Origin of the sequence: Pseudomonas sp. S49 (assembly GCF_009866785.1) — a bacterium.
Taxonomy (GTDB): Bacteria; Pseudomonadota; Gammaproteobacteria; order Pseudomonadales; family Pseudomonadaceae; genus Aquipseudomonas.
Genome location: NZ_CP019432.1, coordinates 999,239 through 1,025,513 on the forward strand (window position 1 = coordinate 999,239; position 26,275 = coordinate 1,025,513).

Annotated in this window: 19 protein-coding genes; 7 read left to right on the forward strand and 12 right to left on the reverse strand. The window is 59.6% G+C overall.

Annotated features, from left to right (window positions below):
- Nucleotides 1–1,734: a PTS fructose-like transporter subunit IIB gene (locus PspS49_RS04260; RefSeq protein ID WP_160038269.1), complete on the forward strand. Its 1,734-nt coding sequence runs from the start codon at nt 1–3 to the stop codon at nt 1,732–1,734.
- A 174-nt stretch (nt 1,735–1,908) separates the two neighbouring features.
- Nucleotides 1,909–3,450 carry an alkaline phosphatase D family protein gene (locus tag PspS49_RS04265; RefSeq protein ID WP_160038271.1) on the forward strand — a complete coding sequence of 514 codons (1,542 nt, stop codon included), beginning with the start codon at nt 1,909–1,911 and terminating at the stop codon, nt 3,448–3,450.
- A gap of 224 nt (nt 3,451–3,674) precedes the next feature.
- Here the strand turns inward: PspS49_RS04265 and PspS49_RS04270 are convergent, their stop codons facing one another.
- Entirely contained in the window at nt 3,675–6,203 is a 2,529-nt protein-coding gene (locus tag PspS49_RS04270; protein WP_160042462.1) for a sulfite reductase flavoprotein subunit alpha, read from the reverse strand.
- A gap of 235 nt (nt 6,204–6,438) precedes the next feature.
- Nucleotides 6,439–8,757, reverse strand: a complete 2,319-nt coding sequence (locus tag PspS49_RS04275; protein ID WP_160038273.1) for a TonB-dependent siderophore receptor — start codon at nt 8,755–8,757, stop codon at nt 6,439–6,441.
- A 207-nt stretch (nt 8,758–8,964) separates the two neighbouring features.
- Between PspS49_RS04275 and PspS49_RS04280 the strand changes: the two genes are divergently transcribed.
- Together PspS49_RS04280 and PspS49_RS04285 are read left to right on the forward strand one after the other, a co-directional pair.
- Nucleotides 8,965–9,645 (forward strand): Fe2+-dependent dioxygenase, encoded by a 681-nt coding sequence (locus PspS49_RS04280; protein ID WP_150749580.1) that lies wholly within the window; start codon nt 8,965–8,967, stop codon nt 9,643–9,645.
- Nucleotides 9,642–10,397, forward strand: a complete 756-nt coding sequence (locus PspS49_RS04285; RefSeq protein WP_160038275.1) for a tetratricopeptide repeat protein — start codon at nt 9,642–9,644, stop codon at nt 10,395–10,397. Before PspS49_RS04280 ends, PspS49_RS04285 begins: the two co-directional genes overlap by 4 nt.
- A 282-nt stretch (nt 10,398–10,679) precedes the next feature.
- Here PspS49_RS04285 and PspS49_RS04290 read toward each other — a convergent pair whose 3' ends face one another.
- The 5 genes from PspS49_RS04290 to PspS49_RS04310 form a co-directional block, all read right to left on the reverse strand.
- Nucleotides 10,680–11,843, reverse strand: coding sequence for a type III PLP-dependent enzyme (locus PspS49_RS04290; protein ID WP_034154440.1), 1,164 nt, complete (start codon nt 11,841–11,843; stop codon nt 10,680–10,682).
- Nucleotides 11,844–12,481: 638 nt separating this feature from the next.
- Nucleotides 12,482–13,639 carry an ABC transporter ATP-binding protein gene (locus PspS49_RS04295; protein WP_150691842.1) on the reverse strand — a complete coding sequence of 386 codons (1,158 nt, stop codon included), beginning with the start codon at nt 13,637–13,639 and terminating at the stop codon, nt 12,482–12,484.
- Nucleotides 13,636–14,289 carry an ABC transporter permease gene (locus tag PspS49_RS04300; protein WP_007915307.1) on the reverse strand — a complete coding sequence of 218 codons (654 nt, stop codon included), beginning with the start codon at nt 14,287–14,289 and terminating at the stop codon, nt 13,636–13,638. The genes PspS49_RS04295 and PspS49_RS04300 overlap by 4 nt, the downstream gene beginning before the upstream one ends.
- Before the next feature lie 13 nt (nt 14,290–14,302).
- On the reverse strand, nt 14,303–15,196 hold the full coding sequence (locus PspS49_RS04305; protein ID WP_127925807.1) for a glycine betaine ABC transporter substrate-binding protein: 894 nt from the start codon (nt 15,194–15,196) through the stop codon (nt 14,303–14,305).
- Between the two features lie 21 nt (nt 15,197–15,217).
- Nucleotides 15,218–15,907 (reverse strand): ABC transporter permease, encoded by a 690-nt coding sequence (locus PspS49_RS04310; RefSeq protein ID WP_169844036.1) that lies wholly within the window; start codon nt 15,905–15,907, stop codon nt 15,218–15,220.
- 358 nt (nt 15,908–16,265) lie between these two features.
- On the opposite strand from PspS49_RS04310, the gene PspS49_RS04315 reads away from it, so the two are divergent.
- A complete protein-coding gene (locus PspS49_RS04315; RefSeq protein ID WP_007915312.1) occupies nt 16,266–17,849 on the forward strand; it encodes a peptide chain release factor 3 in 1,584 nt (527 codons plus the stop codon).
- A gap of 873 nt (nt 17,850–18,722) precedes the next feature.
- Here the strand turns inward: PspS49_RS04315 and PspS49_RS04320 are convergent.
- A protein-coding gene (locus PspS49_RS04320) for an IS3 family transposase (protein ID WP_202982094.1) occupies nt 18,723–19,906 on the reverse strand; the annotation gives its coding sequence in 2 pieces (ribosomal slippage) (nt 18,723–19,642 and nt 19,642–19,906; 1,185 coding nt in all).
- 622 nt (nt 19,907–20,528) lie between these two features.
- On the opposite strand from PspS49_RS04320, the gene PspS49_RS04325 reads away from it, so the two are divergent.
- Together PspS49_RS04325 and PspS49_RS04330 are read left to right on the forward strand one after the other, a co-directional pair.
- On the forward strand, nt 20,529–21,725 hold the full coding sequence (locus PspS49_RS04325; protein ID WP_160038277.1) for an MFS transporter: 1,197 nt from the start codon (nt 20,529–20,531) through the stop codon (nt 21,723–21,725).
- Between the two features lie 160 nt (nt 21,726–21,885).
- Entirely contained in the window at nt 21,886–22,140 is a 255-nt protein-coding gene (locus PspS49_RS04330) for a hypothetical protein (RefSeq protein ID WP_150705927.1), read from the forward strand.
- 197 nt (nt 22,141–22,337) lie between these two features.
- Here the strand turns inward: PspS49_RS04330 and PspS49_RS04335 are convergent, their stop codons facing one another.
- The 4 genes from PspS49_RS04335 to PspS49_RS04350 are packed head-to-tail and all read right to left on the reverse strand — an operon-like array spanning nt 22,338 to nt 26,244.
- Nucleotides 22,338–23,318 carry a peptide ABC transporter ATP-binding protein gene (locus tag PspS49_RS04335; protein ID WP_127925811.1) on the reverse strand — a complete coding sequence of 327 codons (981 nt, stop codon included), beginning with the start codon at nt 23,316–23,318 and terminating at the stop codon, nt 22,338–22,340.
- Nucleotides 23,318–24,286, reverse strand: a complete 969-nt coding sequence (locus tag PspS49_RS04340; protein ID WP_095125386.1) for an ABC transporter ATP-binding protein — start codon at nt 24,284–24,286, stop codon at nt 23,318–23,320. Before PspS49_RS04340 ends, PspS49_RS04335 begins: the two co-directional genes overlap by 1 nt.
- Nucleotides 24,287–24,296: 10 nt before the next feature.
- Nucleotides 24,297–25,223 (reverse strand): ABC transporter permease subunit, encoded by a 927-nt coding sequence (locus tag PspS49_RS04345; protein ID WP_027610812.1) that lies wholly within the window; start codon nt 25,221–25,223, stop codon nt 24,297–24,299.
- Nucleotides 25,224–25,233: 10 nt separating this feature from the next.
- Nucleotides 25,234–26,244: an ABC transporter permease subunit gene (locus tag PspS49_RS04350; protein WP_007917620.1), complete on the reverse strand. Its 1,011-nt coding sequence runs from the start codon at nt 26,242–26,244 to the stop codon at nt 25,234–25,236.
- Nucleotides 26,245–26,275 lie beyond the last annotated feature (31 nt).

A 26,275-nucleotide genomic window follows, 5' to 3' on the forward strand; every position in this document is an offset into this window, starting at 1 on the left:
ATGAAATTAGCCATTGTTACGGCTTGCCCGAACGGCATGGTCACCAGTGTGCTGTGCGCGCGTTTGCTCGATGCGGCGGCGCAGCGTCAGGGTTGGAGCACCAGCGTTGAAGTGGTCGATGCGGCGCACCCGGAACGTGAGTTGTCGGCGGCGACCATTGCAGCGGCCGAGTGGGTTTTGTTGGTTGCCACCGGCGCGGTCGACATGACGCGTTTTGTCGGTAAACGTGTTTTCCAGATCGCCCCGGCGCAGGCGCTGCAGGATGTTGAAGCGGTGCTGCGTCGTGGAGCTGAAGAGGCTGAGGTTTACGTCGCCAGCGCGGCTGAACCGGTTGCTGACGCGCCGCGTGCGCCACGCATCGTCGCGATTACCGCGTGCCCGACCGGTGTCGCGCACACCTTCATGGCCGCTGAAGCCTTGCAGCAAACCGCCAAGCGTCTGGGTTACGAACTGCAGGTCGAAACCCAAGGCTCGGTGGGCGCGAAAACCCCTTTGAGCGCAGCGGCGATTGCCGAGGCTGACGTGGTGTTGCTGGCGGCGGATATCGAAGTCGCCACCGAGCGTTTCGCTGGCAAGAAAATCTATCGCTGCGGCACCGGGATCGCCTTGAAGCAGTCCGAAGCCACGCTGAAAAAAGCCTTGGCCGAAGGTGCTGTGGAAAGCGCGGCGGCTGACGGCAAAGTACCAGCCAAGCAAGAGAAAACCGGCGTTTACAAACACCTGCTGACCGGTGTGTCGTTCATGCTGCCGATGGTCGTGGCCGGCGGTTTGATGATTGCGCTGTCGTTCGTGTTCGGCATCACCGCGTTCAAGGAAGAAGGCACGCTGGCCGCTGCGCTGATGCAGATCGGCGGCGAGACCGCGTTCAAACTGATGGTGCCGTTGCTGGCGGGTTACATCGCCTATTCGATTGCTGACCGTCCAGGTCTGGCGCCGGGGATGATCGGTGGTCTGTTGGCGAGCACCTTGGGCGCTGGTTTTATCGGTGGGATCGTCGCCGGTTTCATCGCCGGTTATGCGGCCAAGGCGATCAGCCGTTATGTCGCCTTGCCGCAGAGTCTTGAGGCGCTGAAACCGATTCTGATCATCCCGTTGTTCGCCAGTCTGTTCACCGGTCTGGTGATGATTTACGTGGTCGGCAAACCGGTCGCCGGCATGCTTGGGGCGCTGACGCATTTCCTCGACAGCATGGGTACCACCAACGCGATTCTGCTTGGCGTGCTGCTCGGCGGCATGATGTGCGTCGACCTCGGCGGGCCGATCAACAAAGCCGCTTACGCGTTCTCGGTGGGGCTGCTGGCGTCGCAGAGTTATGCGCCGATGGCCGCGACCATGGCGGCGGGCATGGTGCCGCCGATTGGCCTCGGTATCGCCACGTTTATTGCGCGACGCAAGTTTGCCCAGACCGAGCGCGAGGCGGGTAAAGCAGCGCTGGTGCTGGGGCTGTGCTTTATCTCCGAAGGCGCGATTCCGTTTGCCGCGAAAGACCCGTTGCGGGTGATCCCGGCGAGCATTGCCGGCGGTGCGCTGACCGGTGCGTTGTCGATGTATTTCGGCTGCAAGTTGATGGCGCCGCACGGTGGCTTGTTTGTGCTGGCGATCCCGAATGCGATCAATCATGCGTTGCTGTATCTGCTGGCAATTGTCGCCGGTAGTTTGTTGACCGCCGTCGTCTATGCAACGGTCAAACGCCCCGAAGCCGTCGAGATGGCCCTGGAACCGGCGAAGGCTTAACTGGCTCCACAAAACCCTGTGGGAGCGAGCTTGCTCGCGAAAGCGGTGTGTCAGCGAATAAGATTTCGACTGATAGGACGCATTCGCGAGCAGGCTCGCTCCCACAATGGTTGGTGGTGTCATGGCGAATTCATATAGGCGTGCTTAAGTTTTCCTTTTTTCAGGGAGAACACCATGAGCGATTTCAACCCCGGTCGCCGGCGTGTCATGCAAGTCGTCGGCGCCGGTCTGCTGATGCCAAGCCTGGCGCCGGCGGTGATTGCGTCGGTCAAGGATCGTCCGCAACTGACTGATGGCGTGCAGTCCGGCGACCTGCAAGGCGACCGCGCGATGATCTGGAGCCGCAGCGATCGCCCCGCGCATATGGTGGTCGAGTGGGACACCCGCAGCCAGTTTCGTCATCCGCGCCGGGTGGTCTCGGCGCTGGCCGATGCGCGCACAGATTTCACCGCCCGGGTTGAACTCACCGGCCTGCCGGCCGATCAGGCGATTTTCTATCGGGTGTATTTCAAGGATGCGCAAACCGGCGTCGCCAGCGAACCGTGGCTCGGTCACCTGCGTAGCGCACCGACGGCGCGGCGCAATATTCGTTTCGTCTGGAGCGGCGATACCGTCGGCCAGGGTTTCGGCATCAACCCGGACATCGGCGGCATGCGCATCTACGAAGCGATGCGTCTGCGTTTGCCGGACTTCTTTATCCACAGCGGCGACACCATCTACGCTGACGGCCCGGTGCCCGCGCAGCTCACCACTGAAGGCGGGCGCATCTGGCGCAACCTCACCACCGAAGCCAAGAGCAAAGTCGCGCAGACCCTCGACGACTATCGCGGCAACTACCGCTACAACCTGATGGACGAAAACATCCGCCGCTTCAACGCCGAGGTGCCGCAGATCTGGCAGTGGGACGACCATGAAGTGGTCAACAACTGGTCACCGGGCAAGCAGCTCGACGAGCGTTATCAGGAGAAAGATATCCACACCCTGGTCGGACGCGCACGCAAGGCGTGGCTGGAATATTCGCCAATGCGTTTACAGGCTGCTGACGGCGGCGGGCGGATTTATCGCAAGTTGAGTTATGGGCCGATGCTCGATGTGTTCGTGCTCGACATGCGCAGTTATCGCGGCGCCAATGACGACAACCTTGGCGCGGCGAAACCGTTTCTGGGGCGTGAGCAACTGGACTGGCTCAAACGCGGTTTGAAGAAGTCCAAAGCCCAGTGGAAGGTCATCGCCGCCGACATGCCAATCGGTCTGGGTGTGCCGGATGGCGAGGTCAGCCCGGGTGTCGCGCGTTGGGAAGCGGTGGCTAACGGTGATCCGGGACCGGCGCAGGGGCGCGAGGTGGAAATCGCCGAGTTGCTCGGTTATCTGCGTGCGCAGCAGGTGCGCAATTTTGTCTTCCTCACGGCCGACGTGCACTACTGCGCGGCGCATCACTATCACCCGGATCGCGCGGCGTTTCAGGATTTCGAGCCGTTCTGGGAGTTTGTTGCGGGGCCGCTGAATGCCGGGAGCTTTGGGCCTAATCCGCTGGATAAAACCTTTGGCCCGGAGGTGGTGTTCGAGAAGGCACCGCCGGCGCAGAACACTTCGCCGTTTGCCGGGTTTCAGTTTTTTGGCGAGGTGAATATTGAAGGGGGGAGTGGGGAGATGAGTGTGGTGCTGCGGGATTTGAATGGGGTGGCGGTTTTTGAGAAGAAGTTGCAGCCCGCTTAAAGATCAAAGGCTACCCTCACCCCAGCCCTCTCCCGGAGGGAGAGGGGGCCGACGGAGGTGTCTGAAGAGGTACGTCGACCTGAAAGACCGAGTCGATTATGAGATCAGGTACAAAACCCTTTCTCGATTCTGGATTCGGTGAAGCACGTTCAGGTCGGCGTATTGCGTGAATCTCCCCCAATCAGTCCCCTCTCCCTTTGGGAGAGGGTTAGGGTGAGGGGCTCTTAATAGACATCACGCCGATAGCGGCCTTGCTCAATCAGGCGTTCGACTTCAGCGGCACCGAGAATGTCGTTGAGTGCCTGATCCACGCCCGAAGCCATGCCTTGCAAGCTGCCGCAAATATAAATCACCGCCCCCTCCGCCAGCCATTTCTTCAATTCGTCCGCCGACTCACGCAAGCGATCCTGCACGTAAACCTTCTCGGCCTGATCCCGCGAAAACGCCAGATCCAGCCGCTCCAGATCGCCATTGATCAACCACTCTTCCAGCTCCGCGCGGCAGAGGAAATCGTGTTGACGATTGCGCTCGCCAAACAGCAACCACTGGCGCTGTTGACCGTCGGCAATCCGCGCCTTGAGCAAGCTGCGCAGTCCTGCGATGCCGGTGCCGTTGCCCAAAAGAATCATCGGAACGGGTTCGTTCGGCAGATGGAAACCACTGTTGCGTCGAACCCGCAAACTGATGCTGCCGCCCACCGGCGCGTGCTCGGTCAGCCAGCCAGAACCGATGCCAAGCGTGCCGTCGGCATGCTGTTCCTGACGCACGATCAACTCCAGCACACCGTCGGCGGCAATCGAGGCGATCGAGTATTCGCGCATGGCCAGCGGCACCATCGCATCGACCAGCGATTGCGCATGCAAACCGACCAGATGGGCGCGGTGCTCGGGTAATTGCCGCGACGCCAGCGCGACTTCCAGAGGTTCGTCGAGGCCGTTGATTTTCACTGGGGTTTCACCACGAATGCCGAGACCGTCGAGGAAATGCTCGATGGCCCACGGGCAGTTGCGTGGCTGTACTTCGACCAGGTCGCCGGCCAGCCAACTGCTGGTGTTCGGTGCGCTCAAGCCCAACAGATAAACCGGTGAGCCGCTGCTGTCCGGGTTCATCAGTTCGCGGCGGATCAGCGTCCAGTTGTCGTAGCTCGGCGCCTGCCAAGTATCGATGGGGGCTTGCCCGGTGAGCAGGCCGAGTTGGGTTTGCCAGTGACGCAGGGCATACGGATCACCGCTGTCGACTTCCACCGGGGCGAACAATGTCTTGCCGCCGTGCTCAGCCAACCAATGGTGCAGGCGTTTGGCGAAACCGCAGAAGTGCTGATACTGACGATCGCCGAGGCCAAGCACCGAGTAATTCAGACTGTCGAGCGTTGCAGCCTTGCTCAACACCTTGCGCTCAAATCCGCGTGCGCTGTCCGGTGCTTCGCCGTCGCCGAAGGTGCTCACGACAAACAACGCATTGTTCGATTCACGCAGATCCTGCTCGCTGACATTCGCCAATGGCTGCACCTTCACCGGCAGTCCGGCGGCCTGCAATTGCCCGGCGGTCTGCCACGCCAGTTGCTCGGCAAAACCGCTCTGGCTGGCGAAACCGATCAGCCACGCCGGAGTATCGCCGGCCGGTTGAGCGAGGCCTTTGCGTGCGTCCTTGATCTGCTTTTTCTTGCGGCGGCGGTCGAGGTACAGCAGCCAGCCGGTGATGAAAAACAGCGGCATGCACACCGCCGCAACGGTGATGATGATCCGCCCGACCAGACCGAAGTAACTGCCGACGTGCAGCGCATAAATACTGGTCAGCAGTTGCGCCTTGAAGCTCTTGTCAGCGTAGCGGTCGACGCGTTTGACCACGCCGGTGGCCGGATCGAGGGTGATCTGGTTCAGGGCGCGATCGTGCGGCGAACTGTCGAGCAGGTAGAACACCGTCGCCGGTTGACCGGCCACAGGTGGCATACGAATGTTGTAGGCAGACAGACCCGGGCCGGCTGCGCTGTAGATGCTGCTCCACATCGCGGCGTAATCGGCGGTCGGCGCCGGACCTTCCGGCGCCGGGCCACGACCGCCGCGCACGCGTTCGTTTTGCGGGGCGTCGGAGAGCAATTTGGTCAGGCCTTTGTTGTACCACTCGTACGACCACGACAACCCGGTCAACGCCAGCAGCAGATAGACCAGCAGGCACCAGGTGCCGGCTACCGAGTGCAGATCCCAGTTGAAGGCGCGGCCCTTTTTCTTCCAGTCCAGCGTCAGCCATACGCGCCAGCTGTTCCACTGACGCGGCCAGCGCAGGTACAGGCCGGAGAGGCAGAAAAACAGCAGGATCAGCGTACAGGCGCCGGTGATGTTGCGCCCGGTGTCGCCCATGGCGAGGAAGCGGTGCAGTTGCAGCATCAGGCCGAAGAAGTCCTGGCCGACGGCGTTGCCCATGAATTCGCCGGTGTAGGGATCGAAATAGCGCATCTCACCGCGACGCTCGCCTTTGGGCGGCGTGAAGAAGACGCGAGCCGCGTTGCCGCTGTCGGTTTCGACCCAGAGCATCGAAACCTTCTTGCCCGACGTGGCTTCGATGCGCTCGACCAGTTCGACCGGCGGCAAGACACCGGCGACCTGTTTTTCTACTTGCAGGACGGACGGATTCAGCGCCCGCAGGATTTCGTCCTGAAACGAATAGGCCGCGCCGGTGATGCCCATCAACGCCAGCACCAGGCCTGCGGTGATGCCAAAAAACCAGTGCAACTGGAACAGGGTTTTCTTCAACACGTCACTCGCCGTCCGTTCGGAAATTGTCTTCACGGCGCGCATTATGCCGTGGGTTATCGAGAAGCGTTCTTTCTTACGCACAAAAGCCCCGTTCAATTGAATGAACGGGGCCAAGCCTTGCGGCGCATACCTTGTGGGAGCGAGCCTGCTCGAGAAGGCGTCGTGTCAGTCAGCCTCGACTTAACTGACCCAGCGCTTTCGCGAGCAGGCTCGCTCCCACAGGTTTCCACATCGGTCAGAAGTGGAAGTTGGTGCTCAACAGTGCCGTACGGCCCGCCGCCTGATTGGCGAAGTGGGTCGAGAAGGCTTTGTCGTAATAGGTTTCGTTGGTCAGGTTCTGCACGTTGAGTTGCAGGTCGACGTTCTTGGTCAGCTTGTACGCGGCCATCGCGTCGTAGCGAACATACGAGTCAACCATGGTGGTGTTGGCCACGCTGCCGTACACGTCGTCGACGTAGAACGCACCGCCACCGATGGTCAGCTTCGGCGTGACCTGGTAAGTGGTCCACAGGCTGGCACTGTTTTTCGGCGTGTTAGGCAGTTCGTTACCATCGTTAGCCTTGCCCATCGGGCCGCCGTCGATTTGTTCGCTGTCCATGAAGGCGTAACCGGCGAACACTTGCCACTTGTCGGTGATCTTGCCGCTGGCCGACAGCTCGACACCTTGCACACGGGTCTTGCCGGCGTTTTCGTACGAGGTGGTGTCGACTTGCACACGAGCGTTTTCTTTCTCGGTGCGGAAGATGTCAGCGGTCAGCGACAGGCGATCATTGAGCAGATCCCACTTGGTGCCGATTTCATAGTTCTTGGTGGTTTCCGGCTCCATGTCGCTGCTCAGCAGATTACCGCTGCGATCCGGGGTGCCGCCCAACGGGTTGCCTTCCTGACCTTCGCCCAAGGTGTTGCCCGGTGGTGTGGCCGAGGTGGCGTAGGAGGCGTAAATGCTGCCGTTTTCCGCAGGCTTGTAGACGACGCCGAACTGACCGGTGACGAACTCGCTGGTGTCATCACCCTTGGACGTGGTGGTGCCAGCGGCGTTGTAGGACTTGTAGTCGGTGTCGAAGTGGTCGTAACGCAGACCCATGTTCACCAGCCACTGCTCGTTCAGTTCCAGGGTGTCGAACACATACAGTGCGTAGGTGTTGGCCTGGGTGTCGGTGCCAGCGTAGTTGCGCGAGATTGCGCCGTTCCACGGATCGTTCGGGTTCGGGTTCGACAGCGAGGTGCAGTTGTAGCCACTCGAAGCGCCGACCATCGACGGGGTGCAGTTAGTGCTGGAGTTGCCCGGTGTGCGCGGCGTGGTGTCGGTGTTGACGTTATACGAAGACTTCTGGCTTTCCTCACGGGTGTATTCAATGCCGGTGGAGAAGCTGTTCTTGAAGCCGGCGACGTAGAAGTTACCGAACAGGTCAGTCTGGTTGGTGGTGGTCTCGGTATTGCTCACCCGCGTATTCGCCCGACGCCAGACCGTGCCGTTGTTGACGTTGCCCTTGCTGTCGTCCGGCTGGGTCAGGATGTAATCCTGCATGCTGGTGCCGTGACGCAGGGTGTTCTTGATCGTCAGCGAGTCGCTCAGGTCATGCTCGATGGCGAAGGTCGCGGTGTCGGTGCGGCCCTTGCGGAAGTCGCGATCCAGACCGTAGAAGTTGCTGTGATCACCGCCGGCGTAAGGCTTGTCCGGATTGGACTTGGTGCGTGCAGCGGAGCCGCCGGCAGGAATGGTGTACGGCACGCCCGAATCCGGGGTGTCGTTACTTTCGAGATGGTAATAATCGAGGTTGACGCGGGTGTCGGTGCCCAGGCCAAACGCCAGGGACGGGGCGATACCCCAACGGTCGTAGTCGACCTTGTCGCGACCGGCGACATTGCTCTCGTGGCTCATCAGGTTCAGACGGCCAGCAGCGGTGTCGCTGAACTGGTAGTTGCCGTCGAGGGTGTAACGCTGGGTCTGGTCGGAGCCCCAGGTGAAGCCGCCGTCGAACGAATTGCCCAGGTGCGCTTTCTTGCTCACCAGGTTGATGCTGCCGCCTGCCGCGCCGCGACCGCCAATGGCGGAGTTCGGGCCCTTGCTGACTTCAATGTTTTCCACGGCGAAGATCTCGCGGCTCTGCGAACCGGTGTCGCGCACGCCGTCGAGGTAGGTGTCGCCCTGGGCGTCGAAACCGCGAATGAACGGACGGTCGCCCTGGGGGTTGCCGCCTTCACCGGCGCCGAAGGTGATGCCCGGCACGGTGCGCAGCGCGTCCTGCATGTTCAGGGCGCCGGTGTCTTTCAGAACCTGTTGCGGAATAACGGTGACCGAGCGCGGCGTGTCGACCAGCGGCGCGGTGTACTTGGGCGAGGAGGCTTTTTCGACCTGGTAGGACGTAGAGTCCTGCGCTTCGCCGGTGATGGCGGTGGCGTCCAGGGCGATGGCATTGCCGGCGGCTTTGCTGTCGGTTTTTTCAGCGGCGAACACCATCTGGCCAGCGGAGCCGGCGGTGATTGCCACACCGATTGCAGAGGCGAGCAGACGTGGTGAACTGACCGGTAATTGTGCGTGTTGACGTGCCATTTTTATTCCCCTCCCCAAGGATTTGAGGCGGCGGAATATAGGTTAAACAAGTATTCGTATCAATTGCGAAACATTGTTATTCGCACTGAATTTACATTCTTTACAATTTAACCTTACGGTTTTTGCCAGTTCATTCGTCTCTCGGGTTTTACACGGTCAATAAGAATCAATACCATTGCCGCCTCTTTGCCATCAGGTGACATCGCCATGCTGCTGCACATCCCCGGACTGTTCGCAAAAGACGAAGTGCAGCGCATTCGTGACGCGCTGGAGCAGGCCGATTGGGCCGATGGCAAGATCACCGCCGGCTTTCAGTCAGCGAAGGCCAAGCACAATCTGCAATTGCCTGAAGGTCATCCGTTGGCCAAGGAAATCGGCGCGGCGATGCTGGAACGGCTGTGGAAAAATCCGTTGTTCATGTCCGCCGCGTTGCCGCACAAAGTCTTCCCGCCGTTGGTGAACTGTTACACCGCCGGTGGCAGCTTCGATTTCCACATCGACAACGCCGTGCGCCAGCCCAAGGGCAGTATCGAGCGGGTGCGCACCGATTTGTCGGCGACGCTGTTCTTTAGCGAACCGGAGGATTACGACGGCGGCGAGCTGGAAATCCAGGACACTTACGGTACGCAGCGGGTGAAGTTGCCGGCTGGTGACATGGTTTTGTATCCCGGCACCAGCCTGCACAAGGTCAACGCGGTCACTCGCGGTGCGCGTTATGCGTCGTTCTTCTGGACGCAAAGTCTGGTGCGCGAAGACAGTCAGCGCGCGTTGCTGTTCGAGATGGACGGCGCGATTCAGCAGCTCACCAGCGACATGCCTGATCATCCTTCGCTGATCCGCCTCACCGGCACCTATCACAACCTGCTGCGGCGTTGGGTTGAGGTATGACTTTTCAAATACGTCGCGAGGAAATCCTCAGCGGCGAACAACTCAGCGCCATGCTCGCCGAAAGTCCTGCCCGTGCCGCGCAAGCGATTTTGCTCGCGGCGGGTCAGGGCGAGGTTGAAGCGCAAGCGCTGCTAGGCCAGATCCTGCTGGATGGCCAGGGAATCGCACAGGATCAAGCGCTGGCGCTGCGCTGGTTCGGCATCGCCGCCGGACGCGGGCATCTGATGGCGCGCAACATGCTCGGGCGTTGTCATGAGCATGGTTGGGGTTGTTCGGCAGATGCGGCGATTGCCGCGCAGCACTATCGGATTGCGGCGGAGGCCGGACTGGATTGGGCGATGTACAACCTCGCCAATCTGCTGGCGACCGGGCGGGGAGTGGAGGTGGATCATCTGCAGGCGCTGGCGCTGTATCGCCGCGCGGCTGAACTGGGCCATGCGAAATCGATGAATCTGCTGGGGCGGTATCTGGAAGAAGGGCTGGTGTGCCCGGCGGATCCGACGGCGGCGCGTGAGTGGTATCGGCGCTCGGCGGAGGGTGGGGATTTTCGTGGGCAGTTCAGTTTCGCTGCAGTTTTAGCGGATGAGGGGCGGATTGATGAGGCGGTCGATTGGCTTGAGAAAGCTTTGGCCGGCGGTAATCCGAATTTTCTGCGGGTGGCGAGTCAGACGCTGTCAGGTGCGACAGATCCCAGGGTTCAGGGGATGGCTGCTCGGTTCGCGCTTCGATGCACAGACTTGCAGCGCGTCTGAACTCGCAAGCCCTCACCCTAACCCTCTCCCGGAGGGAGAGGGGACTGACCGGGGGATATTGAAGAGTTACGCCGACCTGAAAGTGCTTTGCCGAATCCATAATCGACACGGTCTCTCCGGTCGGTGAATGACGCTTTACACCTCGGTCGGCTCCCTCTCCTTTGGGAGAGGGCTGGGGTGAGGGATCTCGGTCTCAAGTACCCCGCAAAACATCAAGCCGAACGCACAGGCACAAAAAAGCCCATGACACGTCATGGGCTTTTTGCATTACGGCTTCAGCGCTTACACGTAAAACGACTTCAACGGCGGAAAGCCATTGAACTCAACCGCGCTGTAACTGGTGGTGTAAGCACCGGTCGACAACCAGTACAGACGATCACCAATCGCCAGGTTCAGCGGCAGGCCGTACTTGTAGTTCTCGTACATGATGTCGGCGCTGTCGCAGGTCGGGCCGGCGATGACGACTTCTTCCATCTCGCCTTTCTTCTCGGTCCAGATCGGGAACTTGATCGCTTCATCCATGGTTTCGATCAGGCCGGAGAACTTGCCGACATCGGTATACACCCAGCGCTCAACGGCAGTGCGCGACTTGCGTGCAACCAGCACCACTTCGCTGACCAGAATACCGGCGTTGGCGATCAGCGAACGGCCCGGCTCAAGAATGATTTCCGGCAGATCATCACCGAAGTCTTCCTTCAGGAAGCGGATGATTTCCTCGGCGTAGGTTTCCAGGCTGTTGGTGCGGGTGATGTAGTTGGCCGGGAAGCCACCGCCCATGTTGATCAGCTTGAGGTGGATGCCGTCTTCTTCTTTCAGACGCTCGAAGATCACTTTGACCTTGGCGATCGCTGCGTCCCAGACGCTGATGTCGCGCTGTTGCGAACCGACGTGGAACGAGATGCCGTAAGGCACCAGGCCGAGGTCGCGAGCAAGGATCAGCAGGTCCATGGCCATGTCGGTCTGGCAGCCGAATTTGCGCGACAGTGGCCAGTCAGCCGTGGTCGAGCCTTCGGTGAGGATGCGCACATAGACTTTCGAGCCCGGTGCAGCCTTGGCGATGTTGCGCAGGTCGGCTTCGGAGTCGGTGGAGAACAGACGCACGCCCTTCTCGTAGAAGTAGCGGATGTCCTTGGATTTCTTGATGGTGTTGCCGTAGCTGATACGGTCGGCGCTGACGCCACGATCCATTACCTTGTCCAGTTCGTAGATCGAGGCGATGTCGAAGCTCGAACCTTTTTCTTTGAGCAGGTCGATGATCTCGACGGCCGGGTTGGCCTTGACCGCGTAGTAGACCTTGGCGAATTCGAAACCGGCGCGCAGGTCATCGTAGGCCTGGGCGATCATCGCGGTGTCGATCACCACGAACGGGGTTTCCTGTTTGTCGGCGAACGCCTTCATTTTGTCGAATGTAGCGCGCGCGAAATAGTCTTCGACCTGGATCGACATGCTGGGAACTCCTACTGGCAAACTAAGTTAATCAATGGGTGCAAATGAACGCCCTCCGTATCCCCACTTTGGTTCGCCTACTTCCCAAGGCATGTCGCCGAAAGCAAAAAGGCCATGGGATGTGCAGCTTTCCCTTGGCCTTGCTGTCTCGTCGTCAGTACTTGAGCCGGATGGATCGTTTCCAGCATGGACGTTCGGCGCGAACTTTAGGGCGTGAGGGGCGTGAGATCAACTAAAAATGTCGCGTTTTTGCACGCTTCTGACGTGCGTCGCGTTCATCACTCTTTGTAGCCGACCGAGATGACGGGCAGATGTTCCCCGAGAATTTTCAAGTGTTAAAAATACCTGCACGTTCGCGGATTATGTCGGCGAAGTCGTGGGTAAGTGTGATGGGCGCAACATCGGCGACGTTGGCGGCGAGAGGGGCGTATGGAGGGGATTTTAGTTGTTTCAGAAGCGCTTGTTGGTGTGTTCTCTGAGTGACGTGTGTTGAGATTCTTTTCCAGCTGGCGAATGAAGAAAAAATCACGCAGATCCTGTGGGAGCGAGCCTGCTCGCGAAGGCATTTTCACAACCAACATCATAGTTGACTGATATTGCGCTTTCGCGAGCAGGCTCGCTCCCACAGGTTTCGTGTTTTATGCGACTACGGCCTCAGCTGGCGAGACGATGCTGGTCTTGCCGCCGCGAGATTTGCCGGAGCTCAGATACTCGGCAATCGACTCCTGCGTCACCTCGCCAAGGAACACCCGCTCGGCATCCATCACCGGCAACCACGAGCGGTTGAATTCATACATGCGCGACAGCAGGATGCGCAAATGCTCGTCGTACGCCGCCGTGGCATTGAACTCACGCAGGAACTGCGCGCAGGTGCCGGTCTGACGGTGCAGGTCACGACGACGCACATACCCCAGCGCCTTGTTCTCGGCACAGGTGACCACCACATAGCGACGGTCATGCTCGTCCATCAATTCCAGCGCATCGGCCACTGGCGTCTCCGGGCTCACCGACGGCGCGTTGTCCGCCGCATCTTCGGCCTTCACCAGCAGCAGGCGCTTGAGCGTGCTGTCCTGGCCGACGAAGTTGCTGACAAAGTCGTCCGCCGGGTGCGCGAGCAGCGTGTCCGGATGATCGATCTGCAGCAGTTTACCGGCGCGGAAAATCGCGATCTTGTCGCCGAGTTTGATCGCTTCGTCGATGTCGTGGCTGACCATGATCACGGTCTTGTTCAGCGCGCGCTGCATTTCGAAGAATTCGTTCTGGATCATCTCGCGGTTGATCGGGTCGACCGCACCGAACGGCTCGTCCATCAACAGCAGCGGTGCATCCGCGGCCAGTGCGCGGATCACGCCGATGCGCTGTTGCTGACCACCGGACAATTCGCGCGGATAACGATGCAGATACTGCTTGGGCTCAAGTTTGATCATGCTCATCAACTCGCGGGCGCGGTCGTGGCATTTCTGTTTGTCCCAGCCGAGCAGTTTCGGCACGACGACGATGTTCTCTTCGATGGTCATGTTCGGGAACAGACCGATCTGCTGGATCACGTAGCCGATGTTGCGACGCAGGGTCACTTCGTCGAGATCGGTGGTGTCTTCGCCATTGATGAGGATCTTGCCCGAGGTCGGTTTGATCAGGCGGTTGATCATTTTCAGCGTGGTGCTTTTGCCGCAACCCGATGGCCCGAGGAACACACAGATTTCGCCTTCATTGACGGTCAGGCTTACCGAGTCCACGGCTTTGACATCTTTGCCGTTGCTTTGGAAAGTTTTGCTGAGGTTTTGAAGTTCGATCATTTGAGCAGTCCTTTTGGAGTCAACGAGCGTTGCAGCCATTGGAGAAACAGGTCAGCGAAAATGGCCAGAAGACTGACCAGCAGTGCGCCAACGATCAGCATCGACATGTCACTGCGGCTGATGGAAGCGAGGATCAATACACCGAGGCCGCCGGCGCCGATGGTCGCGGCGATGGTCATCACCCCGATGTTCATCACCACGGCGGTGCGTACGCCGGCGAGGATCACCGGCACGGCGATCGGCAATTCGACCATGCGCAGGCGCTGGCCGAAGGTCATGCCGATGCCGCGCGCGGCTTCACGGATGCCCGGTTCCACGCCAGTGAGGGCGAGGTAGGTGTTGCGCATGATCGGCAGCAGTGAATAAAGGAACACCGCGGTGATCGCCGGCATCGGGCCGAGGCCCTGGCCGAACTTGGAGTAGAACGGCAGCAGCAGACCGAACAGGGCAATCGACGGCACCGTAAGTAGCACGGTGGCGCTGGCCTGCAACGGACCAGCGAGGGTCGGAAAGCGTGTCATCAGAATGCCCAGCGGCACGCCAACGACAATCGCCAGGGTCACGGCAATACCGACGAGGGTGATGTGCTGCCAGGTCAGGTGCATCACCTGTTGCCAGTCGAGATGGGAAAAGGCGTTCAGGAATTCCATGACTTCTCCTCTCTTAATTCAGCGGATGTTGGCGCAGGAAATCGGCGGCAACTTTCGATGGGCTTTCGTGATCGACGTCGACCCGCGCGTTGAGCTGGCGCATGGTTTCGTCATCGAACAGTTCGGCCAGTGGCTTGAGCTGTTCGGCCAGTTGCGGGTGCGCGTCGAGGTAGGCCTGACGCACAACCGGCGCGGCGGTGTAGTCGGGGAAGTAGTGCTTGTCGTCTTCCAGCAGTTTCAGGCCGAAGGCGTTCAAGCGACCGTCGGTGGTGTAGACCAGACCGGCAAACACCTGACCGTTGCGCAACGCGGTGTAAACCAGCCCGGCATCCATCTGGCGGATGTTCTTGCGGCTCAGGTTCATGCCGTAGAGATCGACCATGCCGATCAGACCATCGGAGCGGTTGGCGAACTCGGTATCCAGCGCCACCAGATGATTGGTCTTGGCTTCGGCGCGCAGCACTTCGTTCAACTGGCTGATGTTGTTGATCTGCGGATATTCCTCGGCGACCTTTTTAGGGAGGGCGAGGGCGTAGGTGTTGCTGAATTTCGACGGGGTCAGCCAGACCAGGCCTTTTTTCGCGTCGAGTTCTTTCACCCGGGCGTAGGACTGGGCGCTGTCGAGTTTTTCGGTGACATGGTTGTAGGCCACCAGCGACACGCCGGTGTATTCCCAGAGCATGTCCAGTTGTCCGCTTTCGTGGGCGCTGCGGGCGAGGTTGCTGCCCAGACCACCGGTGATCTGCGCGTCGTAGCCTTTGCTGCGCAGGTATTGCGCGGTGATTTCCGCGAGCAGGGTTTGCTCGGTGAACACGCGTGCGCCGAGGCGAATAACCGGTTTGTCGGCGGCTTGGGCAATACCTGCGAACAGCAGGATACAGCCCAGAATCAAGCTCAATCGTTTCATAGGTATTCCTTCACAAAAGCCTTAAGACGGGCGCAAACCGCGTTCCAGCCAGAGACGGCTGGCGAGGGTGACGACGCCATCGAGCAGCAAGGCCAGCAGCGCGGTGCACGCGGCGCCGAGCAGCAGTTGCGGCTGATTGTTCAGGGCGATGCCAGGGAAGATCAGGCTGCCGAGGCTGTTGGCACCGATCAGGAAGGCCAGCGGCGCGGTGCCGACATTGATTGCCAAAGCCACGCGCACACCACCGACGATGATCGGCACGGCGTTGGGCAGTTCGACTTTCCACAGCACTTGGCGCGGGGTCATGCCGATGCCGACGGCCGCTTCTTTCAGCGAGCCCTGCACGTTTTTCAGGCCTTCGTAGGTGTTGCGCACAATCGGCAACAAGGAGGCGAGGAACAAAGCGAAGATCGCCGGGCCACTGCCGATGCCAAGGACGCCCAGGGCAATCGCGAGCACGGCCAACGGAGGCACGGTGTTACCGATATTGAAGATCTGCATGAAGCGTTCGGCGCGTCCGACCATGGTCGGGCGACTGAGGAAGATGCCGGCGGGGATGCCCACGACAAGGGCGGCCAGCATTGAAGCGAGGACGAGAATCAGATGAGCTTGCAGGTAAAACAACAAATCGTCGCGGTAGTGTTCGATCGTGTTGATGCCGATCCAGTGGACCAGCAGGGCCAGGAGCGCGATCACCACCGCACCTCCCATCAGCCCTTTGCCATAGCGGATAGCCACAGGCGGACTCCTTTTTTTGTAGTCGGCGAACGCCCTCCCGTGTGGCATGCCATACATGGCTGCCGGGAATAAACGTTCGCGAGAAGCAGCTCCCTCAGCACCGGCAAAAAGCGGTCTGAAAGCGAGCCATGAGCGCAGCCTCGTCAGGCTAACTTGCTGATTTTTCAGCCCCTGACGAAATTTCGTAACAGGGGATGGACGTCTCCGTGCTTTAAAAGGTTCCCATCTGCGGCAGCATTTGGCCACCCTTAATGTGCTCAACGGTTCGGTTATTGCATCGAGTTGGGCTATAATCGCGGCCCTTTTTTGAATCACCGCCAGGCGATTTCCCATGACCAACCAGGCCGCCGAAGTCGCGAAACGCCGCACTTTCGCCATTATTTCCCACCCCGATGCCGGTAAAACCACGATCACCGAAAAGCTCCTGTTGATGGGCAAGGCGATTGCAGTGGCCGGTACGGTGAAATCCCGTAAATCCGATCGCCATGCGACATCCGACTGGATGGAGATGGAGAAACAGCGGGGTATTTCCATTACCACGTCGGTCATGCAGTTCCCGTATCGCGAACACATGATCAACCTGCTCGACACCCCGGGCCACGAAGACTTCTCCGAAGATACCTACCGCACCCTGACGGCAGTGGACTCGGCATTGATGGTCCTCGACGGCGGTAAAGGTGTAGAGCCACGGACCATTGCGCTGATGGATGTCTGCCGTCTGCGTGACACGCCGATCGTCAGCTTCATCAACAAACTCGACCGTGACATCCGCGACCCGATCGAACTGCTCGACGAGATCGAAGCCGTGCTGAAGATCAAGGCGGCGCCGATCACCTGGCCGATCGGTTGCTACCGCGACTTCAAGGGCGTGTACCACCTGGCTGACGACTACATCATTGTCTACACCGCCGGTCACGGTCACGAACGCACCGAAACCAAGATCATCGAGAAGCTCGACTCCGACGAAGCCCGCGCGCATCTGGGCGACGAGTACGAGCGCTTCATCGAGCAGTTGGAACTGGTTCAGGGCGCCTGCCACGAATTCAACCAGCAGGAATTCCTCGACGGTCAGTTGACTCCGGTGTTCTTCGGTACTGCTTTGGGCAACTTCGGTGTTGATCATGTACTCGACGCCGTCGTTGATTGGGCGCCGCGTCCATTGGCCCGTGTGGCCAACGAGCGTACCGTCGAGCCGGTCGAAGAGAAGTTCTCCGGCTTCATCTTCAAGATCCAGGCGAACATGGACCCGAAACACCGCGACCGCATCGCCTTCATGCGTATCTGCTCCGGCAAGTACGAGAAAGGCATGAAGATGCGCCACGTGCGCACCGGCAAGGACGTGCGCATCGGCGACGCCTTGACGTTCTTCTCCTCCGAACGTGAGCAGCTTGAAGAAGCCTTTGCCGGCGACATCATCGGTTTGCACAACCACGGCACCATCCAGATCGGCGACACCTTCAGCGAAGGCGAAACCCTGGGCTTCACCGGCATTCCGCACTTTGCTCCGGAGCTGTTCCGTCGCGTACGTCTGCGTGATCCGCTGAAGTCCAAGCAACTGCGTCAGGGTCTGCAGCAGTTGGCCGAAGAGGGCGCGACGCAGGTGTTCTTCCCAGAGCGCAGCAACGACATCATTCTTGGCGCCGTCGGTGTGCTGCAGTTCGATGTGGTCGCTAGTCGTTTGAAGGAGGAGTACAAGGTTGAGTGCTCTTATGAGCCGATCACTGTGTATTCCGCGCGCTGGATTGAGTGCAGCGACAAGAAGAAGCTTGAGGAATTCTCTAACAAGGCTGTGGAGAACCTTGCCGTTGATGGCGGTGGTCACCTGACTTACCTGGCGCCGACGCGGGTTAATCTGGCGTTGATGGAAGAGCGTTGGCCGGATGTGAAATTCCGGGCGACGCGTGAGCATCATTAAGTTCTGAATGGTTGGTCCGAAGCCCTCGATGTGAAAGCATCGGGGGCTTTTTGCTTTGGTCTTGGCGGCCTGTGGGCCGACCAGGTTCTTGGGGTTTTGGGTGAATATCCGTTGCTACGGGTGTTGCTGCTGGCGGTTTCGCTCTTACAGCGAGTCCCTTTGGCAAACGCCCCAAAGGAACCAAAGGTCTGCGCCCTGACGTTCGGCCCACTCGCTGGGGCTCGGGGTTCCTTCGCTCCGGGATCGATCCGGGGGCATCGCTTCCGGTTTGCTTCGCTGCACCTCCTTTCGATGTGTTCGACTTCGTCGAACGGCGCTGCGCGCCTACCCCCGGATCAATCCCTCCATTCAGCCTGCCGACGGGCTCCAAGATCAAAAGCAGGCGAGCTGACACTCGGCCTATTGAGTGGTTAAGGGCCAAGCGGTGTTCGGCTCTTGATTTGTGTTGGGGCTGCCCCTCACCCCAGCCCTCTCCCGAGGGAGAGGGAGCCGATTTGTGGGCCTTTCAAAACCTGAGTTTGGCTCGGTATTTCACGTCGGCGTAGCTCTCCCAAACACCTCGGTCAGTCCCCTCTCCCTCCGGGAGAGGGCTAGGGTGAGGGGCCTTTGACCTGTTTCAGAATCTGAGTTCGACTCGGTATTTCACGTCGGCGTAGCTCTCCCAAACACCTCGGTCAGTCCCCTCTCCCTCCGGGAGAGGGCTAGGGTGAGGGGCTTTTGATCTGTTTCAGAATCTGAGTTCGACTCGGTATTTCACGTCGGCGTAGCTCTCCCAAACACTTCGGTCAGTCCCCTCTCCCTTTGGGAGAGGGCTAGGGTGAGGGGCTTTTGATCTGTTTCAGAATCTGAGTTCGGCTCGGTATTTTGCAGTGGTCAACTAATTCCGGACACCTCGATAGGTGTTTTTGACGCCATCGCTCGCTCATAAACGGTCGGTGGCAGATATCCCAGTTTCGAGTGCAGCCGTTCGTTGTTGTAAAACCCAACGATGTACTCGGTGATGTCGCGGATCGCTTCAGCGTGGTTCGCGTAGTCACGGCGCCATACCCGCTCCATTTTCAAACTCAAAAAGAAGCGCTCCATCACTGCGTTGTCCCAGCAATTACCTTTACGGCTCATGCTCTGCTGCATGTCGTTTCTTGCCAGTAATTCTCTGTAAGTTGCACTCGCATATTGGCTACCCCGATCTGAGTGGGCAATCAAGCCTGGCGGCGGTTGACGCTGCGCGATAGCCAGTTGCATCGCGGTGCACACCAGCTCTGCCGGCATGTTCGGAGCCATCGACCAGCCCACTATCTTGCGCGAGAACAAGTCCAATACCACGGCCAGATACAACCAGCCACTGCGGGTGCGGATATAGGTGATGTCGGCTACCCAGGCCTTGTTTGGCGCTACTGGATCAAATTTTCTGTTCAGTACATTCTCTGCAATCGGCAGGTCATGATTACTATCGGTTGTGTGTACAAACTTGCGCTTCCAGGCTGAACGCAGTCCGTTAGCCCGCATCAATCGACGGATTTTATACAGCCCGACAAGCATGCCTTTACCGCGCAAAGCGTCGCGCAAAGGGCGGCTGCCGTAGCAGCCTCCACTCTCGGCGAAAGACGCCTTGAGTTGCACAAGAACAGGACAACTCTGCCGAACAGGCGCATCAGCACGCTTCTGAGACTCATAGAAGCCTGAACGACTGATGCTCAGCAACCGACAGACATGTGCCACTGAGTAAGCCTTCTGTTGCAGCTGCCGAACCAGTCGATACCTTACTTCAGCTCGCGGGCAAAGAAGGCGGTAGCCTTTTTTAAGATGTCGTTGTCCACCTTGAGCTGCCGATTTTCCTGTTCCAATTGCCGGATGCGCTGTTGCTCTGCCGTCAATGGCTTGCCGATTCCGGCCTGCCCCAGTTGCTCTGCCTCGTATTGCTGAACCCAGCGTCGAACGGCTGTCTCACCAATGTTCAGATCCTGGCAAACCTGCACAACAGTCAGTCCCTGATCCTTGATCATCTTCACGACTTGCAGCTTGAAGCTGTCGTCGAATGCCCTGCGTTTTTTAGTCATGAATAACTCCTCGATAGATGTATTTTCCACCTATCGGGGTGTCCGGGGAAATTAGACCACTGCATTTCACGTCGGCGTAGCTCTCCCAAACACCTCGGTCAGTCTCCTCTACCTCTGGGAGAGGGTTAGGGTGAGGGGCTTTTGATCTGTTTCAGAATCTGAGTTCGGCTCGGTATTTCACGTCGGCGTACATCTCCCAAACACCTCGGTCAGTCCCCTCTACCTCTGGGAGAGGGTTAGGGTGAGGGGCTTTTGATCTGTTTCAGAATCTGAGTTCGGCTCGGTATTTCACGTCGGCGTAGCTCTCCCAAACACCTCGGTCAGTCCCCTCTCCCTCCGGGAGAGGGCTAGGGTGAGGGGCTTTTGATCTGTTTCAGAATCTGAGTTCGGCTCGGTATTTCACGTCGGCGTAGCTCTCCCAAACACCTCGGTCAGTCCCCTCTCCCTCCGGGAGAGGGCTAGGGTGAGGGGCTTTTGATCTCAAGTCGGTTTCTGGTTTCGTCCGCGCAATGGCTGTAGGACGACTCGGCTTTTTGTGGTTTCGATGTTCTTGAACGCGACAACCTGCCTGCTGACCGTTAGTGTTCCAGCTCCCCGCACGTCGCTTTGAGAGGTCAATGGAATGACGAGTCGCCTGACTCACTTGCTACGACTGAACGGCTATTTCAGCGTGATGGCCTGGGTGCTCGCGGCGCTGTTGTTCATCAATCGCCTGAGCAGCATGGTCAAGCTGTTCATGGCGCTGTATCTGCGTCAGGAGCTGGGCCTGGCGATCGAGACGGTTGGCTGGTTGTTGTCGGCGTACGGCGCGGGGTTGCTGGTCGGGTCGATGCTCGGTGGCTGGCTCAGTGATCATGTGCGCACGGCACGGCTGACGGCGGCGTTGTTCTTTGTTTCGGTGTGGGTGCTGATTCTGCTGGGGCTGGTGACGCAGGTGTCGTTGCTGGCGGCATTGCTGTTGCTCAGCGGGGGCATCGACGGGGCTATTCGCACGCTGCATCAGCGGCTGATCATGGAATATTGCGAGGTGGCGCAGCGCTCGCGTGCGCAGGCGTTGAGTCGGGTTGCGCGCAACCTTGGGATGGCCGCCGCCGGTGTGGCGGGCGGGGTTTTGGCGCAGGCTGATTTTCGCTGGGTATTTTTCGGCAGCGCGGCAATGACGTTGCTGGCCTTGATGTGGTTTGTCCGCACTACGTGGCGTCGACCGGTGCTGATCAATGACGAAAAGTCCACGGACGACGCAGGTTCCGGGGTGCCGCATCGCGACAAACCGTTCCTCTGGTTGCTGGCGGCGACGGCCGTGCTTGGCATCGCGTTCGACACGGTCTACAGCACGCTGGGCAATTATCTGCGTGATTACTACCACCTGAGCACTGAGGCCATCGGTTGGCAGTTCGGCCTCAATGCGTTGTTGGTGATCGCCCTGCAGATTCCGCTGTCGCATTGGGGCGAGCGCTGGGGCATGCGTCGACAAATGCTGCTCGGCAGTGTGTTGCTGGCCTGCGGGCTCGGCATGTTGCCGTTCGGTTCCGGGCTGTTTTACGTCTGCGTGTCGACGCTGATCTGGACCTTGGGCGAGGCCTTTTTCATGCCGCCGCTGAATGTGCTGGCCATGCACTTTGCCCAGGGCGGCAAAAGCGGTCAGTACTTCGGCCTGTTCTTTATGAGCTGGAGCGCGAGTGCGCTGTTGTCACCGGTACTCAGTGGCCAGTTGTACGGTCAATTCGGTGGCCACAGTGTGTGGCTGGCGAGTGCGCTGATGGTGTTGATTTCCATCCCGCTGACTTGGCAGGCCACGCGCCTGCGCCCGGTCGCTTAGCTGATCCGGCGATTGGCGTTATTCGAAAGCAATCTGTCTGTCGAGGGCATTTCTGCGTGCTCGTTAGCGTCCTATCTGGTGAACCCGATGGATCGGAACTAGATTTCACACAGCGCCAGTCAGGCACAAATGTCTCACCTGAAAATGGATGGAGTCGGCTATGAAAAGCAGGTTGCTACGGGTTTTATTGCTGTTGAAAGTGATGGTCATGCTGTCCCTCGGCACCGCGACGGCCTGGGCCGAGTGCGAGGATCACGATTCTCAGGCGTTCAACGGGCAGGTCGGGCATAGCGGTTTGATGCTTGCCAAGTCCGAGTCCGAGCCGGGCGATCAGGGGCAGGGTGGCAGCGCCGATGATGACGACTCGACTACCGATGAGCCGGATACCGACGATGAGGGCGACAGCCAGACGTAAATTGCAGGCAAAAGAAAACCCCTACTGCCTCGACTGATGCGCAATCGGGGTGGAAGGGGTTTGGTTAACTCAGGAATAACTCACATCCCCTGTGGGAGCGAGCCTGCTCGCGAAGGCGTCATCTCAGTCAACATTAATGGTGACTGATTCACCGCTTTCGCGAGCAGGCTCGCTCCCACATTGTTTCAGGGCGGTTTTTAGGCCGCGCCATCAAGGAACTGCTCGGCGTAGTGGCAGGCCACCTGCCGGCTGTCGAGCTGACGCAAGGCCGGCTCTTCGCTGCTGCAACGCTCGGTCGCATACGGGCAGCGCTTGTGGAAAGCACAGCCCGGCGGCGGGTTCAGCGGGTTAGGCAGTTCGCCGACGATCTTGATTTTCGGCTTGTTCGGGTCCGGGTGAATGGTCGGGGTCGCCGACAGCAGCGCCTGGGTGTAGGGGTGCAACGGACGCTCGTAAATGTCGTTCTTCGGACCCAGTTCCACCGGGCGACCGAGGTACATCACCATCACGTCATCGGCCACGTGTTGCACCACCGCCAAGTTGTGCGAGATGAACACGTACGCGGTGTTGAACTCCTGCTGCAGATCCATGAACAGGTTGAGCACCTGCGCCTGAATCGACACGTCCAGTGCCGAGGTCGGTTCATCCGCCACCAGCACTTTCGGTTGCAGCATCATCGCCCGGGCCAGGGCGATACGCTGACGCTGACCGCCGGAGAACATGTGCGGATAGCGCTGATAGTGCTCAGGGCGCAAGCCGACCTGCTTCATCATCGCCTGGACTTTCTCGCGACGCTCGGCGGCGGAGAGATTGGTGTTGATCAGCAGCGGCTCGCCGAGCTGGTCACCGACTTTCTGCCGTGGGTTCAACGAGGCGTATGGGCTTTGGAAGACCATCTGCACGTCTTTGCGCAGTTGCTTGCGCTGGGCCTTGTCGGCGCCGGCGACTTCCTGGCCGGCGATTTTCAGCGAGCCGGAGGACGGATCTTCAATCAGTGTCAACGCACGGGCGAGGGTGGATTTGCCGCAGCCCGATTCGCCGACAACAGCGAGAGTCTTGCCGGCTTCCAGTTCGAACGACACGCCGTTCAGTGCGCGCACGGTCGCATGGCCCTTGAACAGGCCACGGGAGACTTCGTAGTGACGGGTCAGGTCGCGGGCGGTAAGTACGACGGCCATTACGCCACCTCCTGGTTCAGCGGGAAGAAGCAGCGGGCGAGGCTGTGGCTTTTCGGATCAAGGCCTGGACGCTGCGCGCGGCAGCTGTCCTGCACGTATGGGCAGCGCGGCGACAGCAGGCAACCCTGCGGACGGTCGTAGCGGCCCGGAACGATACCCGGCAGGGTCGACAGGCGTGAGGCGCCGAGGCTGTGCTCGGGAATCGCCTTGAGCAGCGCTTCGCTGTACGGGTGCGCCGGGATGTCGAACAGTTGCGGCACCTGCCCGACTTCAACGGCTTGCCCGGCGTACATCACGCAGACGCGCTGGGCGGTTTCTGCCACGACGGCGAGGTCGTGAGTGATCAGCACCAGGCCCATGTTCTGTTCTTTCTGCAACGCCAGCAGCAGATCCATGATCTGCGCCTGAATCGTCACGTCCAGAGCCGTGGTCGGTTCGTCGGCGATCAGCAGTTTCGGTTCGCCGGCAATTGCCATGGCGATCGCAACGCGTTGGCTCATACCGCCGGACAGTTGATGCGGGTAGGCGTCCATACGGCTGGCGGCGCCCGGAATTTCAACTTTTTCCAGCAGCTCGATCGCACGTTTGCGCGCTTGCTTGCCGGACATTTTCAGGTGCAGACGCAGCACTTCTTCGATCTGGAAACCGACGGTGTAGCTCGGGTTCAGCGCGGTCATCGGATCCTGAAACACCATCGACAGGTCTTTGCCGACGATCTGCCGACGCTGACGGTTGCTCAGTTTGAGCATGTCTTTGCCGTCAAAGCTGAGCGAGTCGGCGGTGACGATGCCGGGGTGCTCGATCAGGCCCATCAGCGCCATCATGGTCACGGATTTACCCGAACCCGACTCGCCAACGATGGCCAGTACTTCGCCTTTGTCGACTTTCAGGTCGAGGCCATCGACCACCGGGGTCGCGGTCTTGTCGCCGAAGCGAACGTTGAGATTCTTGATTTCTAGCAGTGACATGGGAATCTCCTCAGGCGGCGTTCTTGAGTTTCGGGTCCAGCGCATCGCGCAGGCCGTCGCCCATCAAGTTGATTGCCAGCACGCTGAGCAAAATGGTCAAACCAGGCAGACTGACTACCCACCAGGCGCGTTCGATGTAGTCGCGGGCCGAGGCCAGCATGGTGCCCCACTCAGGAGTTGGCGGTTGTACGCCAAGGCCGAGGAAGCCCAGTGCGGCGGCATCGAGAATCGCCGAAGAGAAGCTCAAGGTCGCTTGAACGATCAGCGGCGCCATGCAGTTCGGCAGCACGGTGATGAACATCAGACGTGGCAGACCGGCACCGGCCAGGCGCGCGGCGGTCACGTAGTCGCGGTTCAGTTCGCCCATCACGGCGGCTCGGGTCAGACGCACGTAGGACGGCAAGGACACCACAGCAATGGCGATCACGGTGTTGATCAGGCCAGGGCCGAGGATGGCGACGATCGCCACAGCCAGCAGCAGCGATGGCAGGGCCAGCATGATGTCCATCAGACGCATGATGGTCGGGCCGATCATCTTCGGGAAGAAACCGGCGAACAGACCGAGCAGAATCCCCGGAATCAGCGACATCACCACCGACGACAAACCGATCAGCAGCGACAGGCGCGAGCCCTGGATCAGACGCGACAGCAGGTCACGCCCCAGTTCATCGGTGCCGAGCAGGAACTGCATCTGCCCGCCTTCGAGCCACGCCGGCGGCGTCAGCAGGAAGTCGCGGTATTGCTCGCTAGGGTTATGCGGTGCGACCCACGGCGCGAAAATCGCGCAGAAGATGATCAGCAGCATGAACAGCAGGCCGGCAACCGCGCCTTTGTTTTTGGAGAAGGCTTGCCAGAATTCTTTGTACGGTGACGGGTACAGCAGGCTTTGATCCGCGCTTGGGGCGGACGTGGCTACTGAGGATGTTGGAGTGCTCATGGTATGGACCTCAGCGCTGATGACGGATGCGTGGGTTGGCAAAGCCGTAGAGGATGTCCACCACGAAGTTGACCAGAATCACCAGGCAGGCGATTAACAGGATGCCGTTTTGCACAACCGGGTAGTCCCGGGCGCCGATGGCTTCGATCAGCCATTTACCGATGCCGGGCCAGGAGAATATGGTTTCGGTCAGAACTGCACCGGCCAGCAGGGTGCCGACTTGCAGGCCGACCACGGTCAGTACCGGAATCAGCGCATTGCGCAGACCGTGGACGAACACCACGCGCGACGGCGACAGGCCTTTGGCCTTGGCGGTGCGGATGTAGTCTTCGCGCAGCACTTCGAGCATCGACGAACGGGTCATCCGCGCGATCACTGCCAGCGGAATGGTGCCGAGGACGATGGCCGGCAGAATCAGGTGATGCAGGGCATCGAAGAACGCCCCGACGTCATCGGCCAGCAGCGTGTCGATCAGCATGAAACCGGTGCGTGGCTCGATGTCGTAGAGCAGGTCGATCCGTCCGGAAACCGGGGTCCAGCCCAGGCTCACCGAGAAGAACATGATCAGGATCAGGCCCCACCAGAAGATCGGCATCGAATAGCCCGCGAGGGAGATGCCCATCACCCCGTGGTCGAACAGCGATCCTCGCTTGAGTGCCGCAATCACCCCGGCCAGAAGCCCGAGAATGCCGGCGAACAGCAGGGCGGCCATGGACAGTTCCAGGGTCGCCGGGAAGAGGGAGGTGAACTCGGTCCATACGCTCTCACGCGTACGCAGGGATTCGCCGAGATCGCCTTGAGCCAGTTTGCCGATGTAGTCCAGATACTGGGCATACAACGGTTTGTTCAGACCTAGGCGTTCCATTGCCTGAGCGTGCATTTCGGGGTCGACCCGACGTTCGCCCATCATCACTTCCACGGGGTCGCCCGGAATCATGCGAATCAACGCGAAAGTCAGCAAGGTGATGCCGAAAAACGTGGGGATCAACAACCCCAGTCGGCGGGCAATAAAACTAAACATCGTGTGTGGTACCTCATCAGCCGGTTAGGCG

Excerpts from the sequence above, each read along its gene's own strand:
- PspS49_RS04335 (WP_127925811.1), bottom strand. The coding sequence starts at position 23,318 with ATGGCCGTCGTACTTACCGCCCGCGACCTGACCCGTCACTACGAAGTC.
- PspS49_RS04330 (WP_150705927.1), top strand. The coding sequence starts at position 21,886 with ATGAAAAGCAGGTTGCTACGGGTTTTATTGCTGTTGAAAGTGATGGTC.
- PspS49_RS04260 (WP_160038269.1), top strand. The coding sequence starts at position 1 with ATGAAATTAGCCATTGTTACGGCTTGCCCGAACGGCATGGTCACCAGT.
- PspS49_RS04310 (WP_169844036.1), bottom strand. The coding sequence starts at position 15,907 with ATGGGAGGTGCGGTGGTGATCGCGCTCCTGGCCCTGCTGGTCCACTGG.
- PspS49_RS04325 (WP_160038277.1), top strand. The coding sequence starts at position 20,529 with ATGACGAGTCGCCTGACTCACTTGCTACGACTGAACGGCTATTTCAGC.
- PspS49_RS04295 (WP_150691842.1), bottom strand. The coding sequence starts at position 13,639 with ATGATCGAACTTCAAAACCTCAGCAAAACTTTCCAAAGCAACGGCAAA.
- PspS49_RS04315 (WP_007915312.1), top strand. The coding sequence starts at position 16,266 with ATGACCAACCAGGCCGCCGAAGTCGCGAAACGCCGCACTTTCGCCATT.
- PspS49_RS04305 (WP_127925807.1), bottom strand. The coding sequence starts at position 15,196 with ATGAAACGATTGAGCTTGATTCTGGGCTGTATCCTGCTGTTCGCAGGT.
- PspS49_RS04280 (WP_150749580.1), top strand. The coding sequence starts at position 8,965 with ATGCTGCTGCACATCCCCGGACTGTTCGCAAAAGACGAAGTGCAGCGC.
- PspS49_RS04345 (WP_027610812.1), bottom strand. The coding sequence starts at position 25,223 with ATGAGCACTCCAACATCCTCAGTAGCCACGTCCGCCCCAAGCGCGGAT.
- PspS49_RS04300 (WP_007915307.1), bottom strand. The coding sequence starts at position 14,289 with ATGGAATTCCTGAACGCCTTTTCCCATCTCGACTGGCAACAGGTGATG.
- PspS49_RS04290 (WP_034154440.1), bottom strand. The coding sequence starts at position 11,843 with ATGTCGATCCAGGTCGAAGACTATTTCGCGCGCGCTACATTCGACAAA.
- PspS49_RS04350 (WP_007917620.1), bottom strand. The coding sequence starts at position 26,244 with ATGTTTAGTTTTATTGCCCGCCGACTGGGGTTGTTGATCCCCACGTTT.
- PspS49_RS04265 (WP_160038271.1), top strand. The coding sequence starts at position 1,909 with ATGAGCGATTTCAACCCCGGTCGCCGGCGTGTCATGCAAGTCGTCGGC.
- PspS49_RS04340 (WP_095125386.1), bottom strand. The coding sequence starts at position 24,286 with ATGTCACTGCTAGAAATCAAGAATCTCAACGTTCGCTTCGGCGACAAG.
- PspS49_RS04275 (WP_160038273.1), bottom strand. The coding sequence starts at position 8,757 with ATGGCACGTCAACACGCACAATTACCGGTCAGTTCACCACGTCTGCTC.
- PspS49_RS04285 (WP_160038275.1), top strand. The coding sequence starts at position 9,642 with ATGACTTTTCAAATACGTCGCGAGGAAATCCTCAGCGGCGAACAACTC.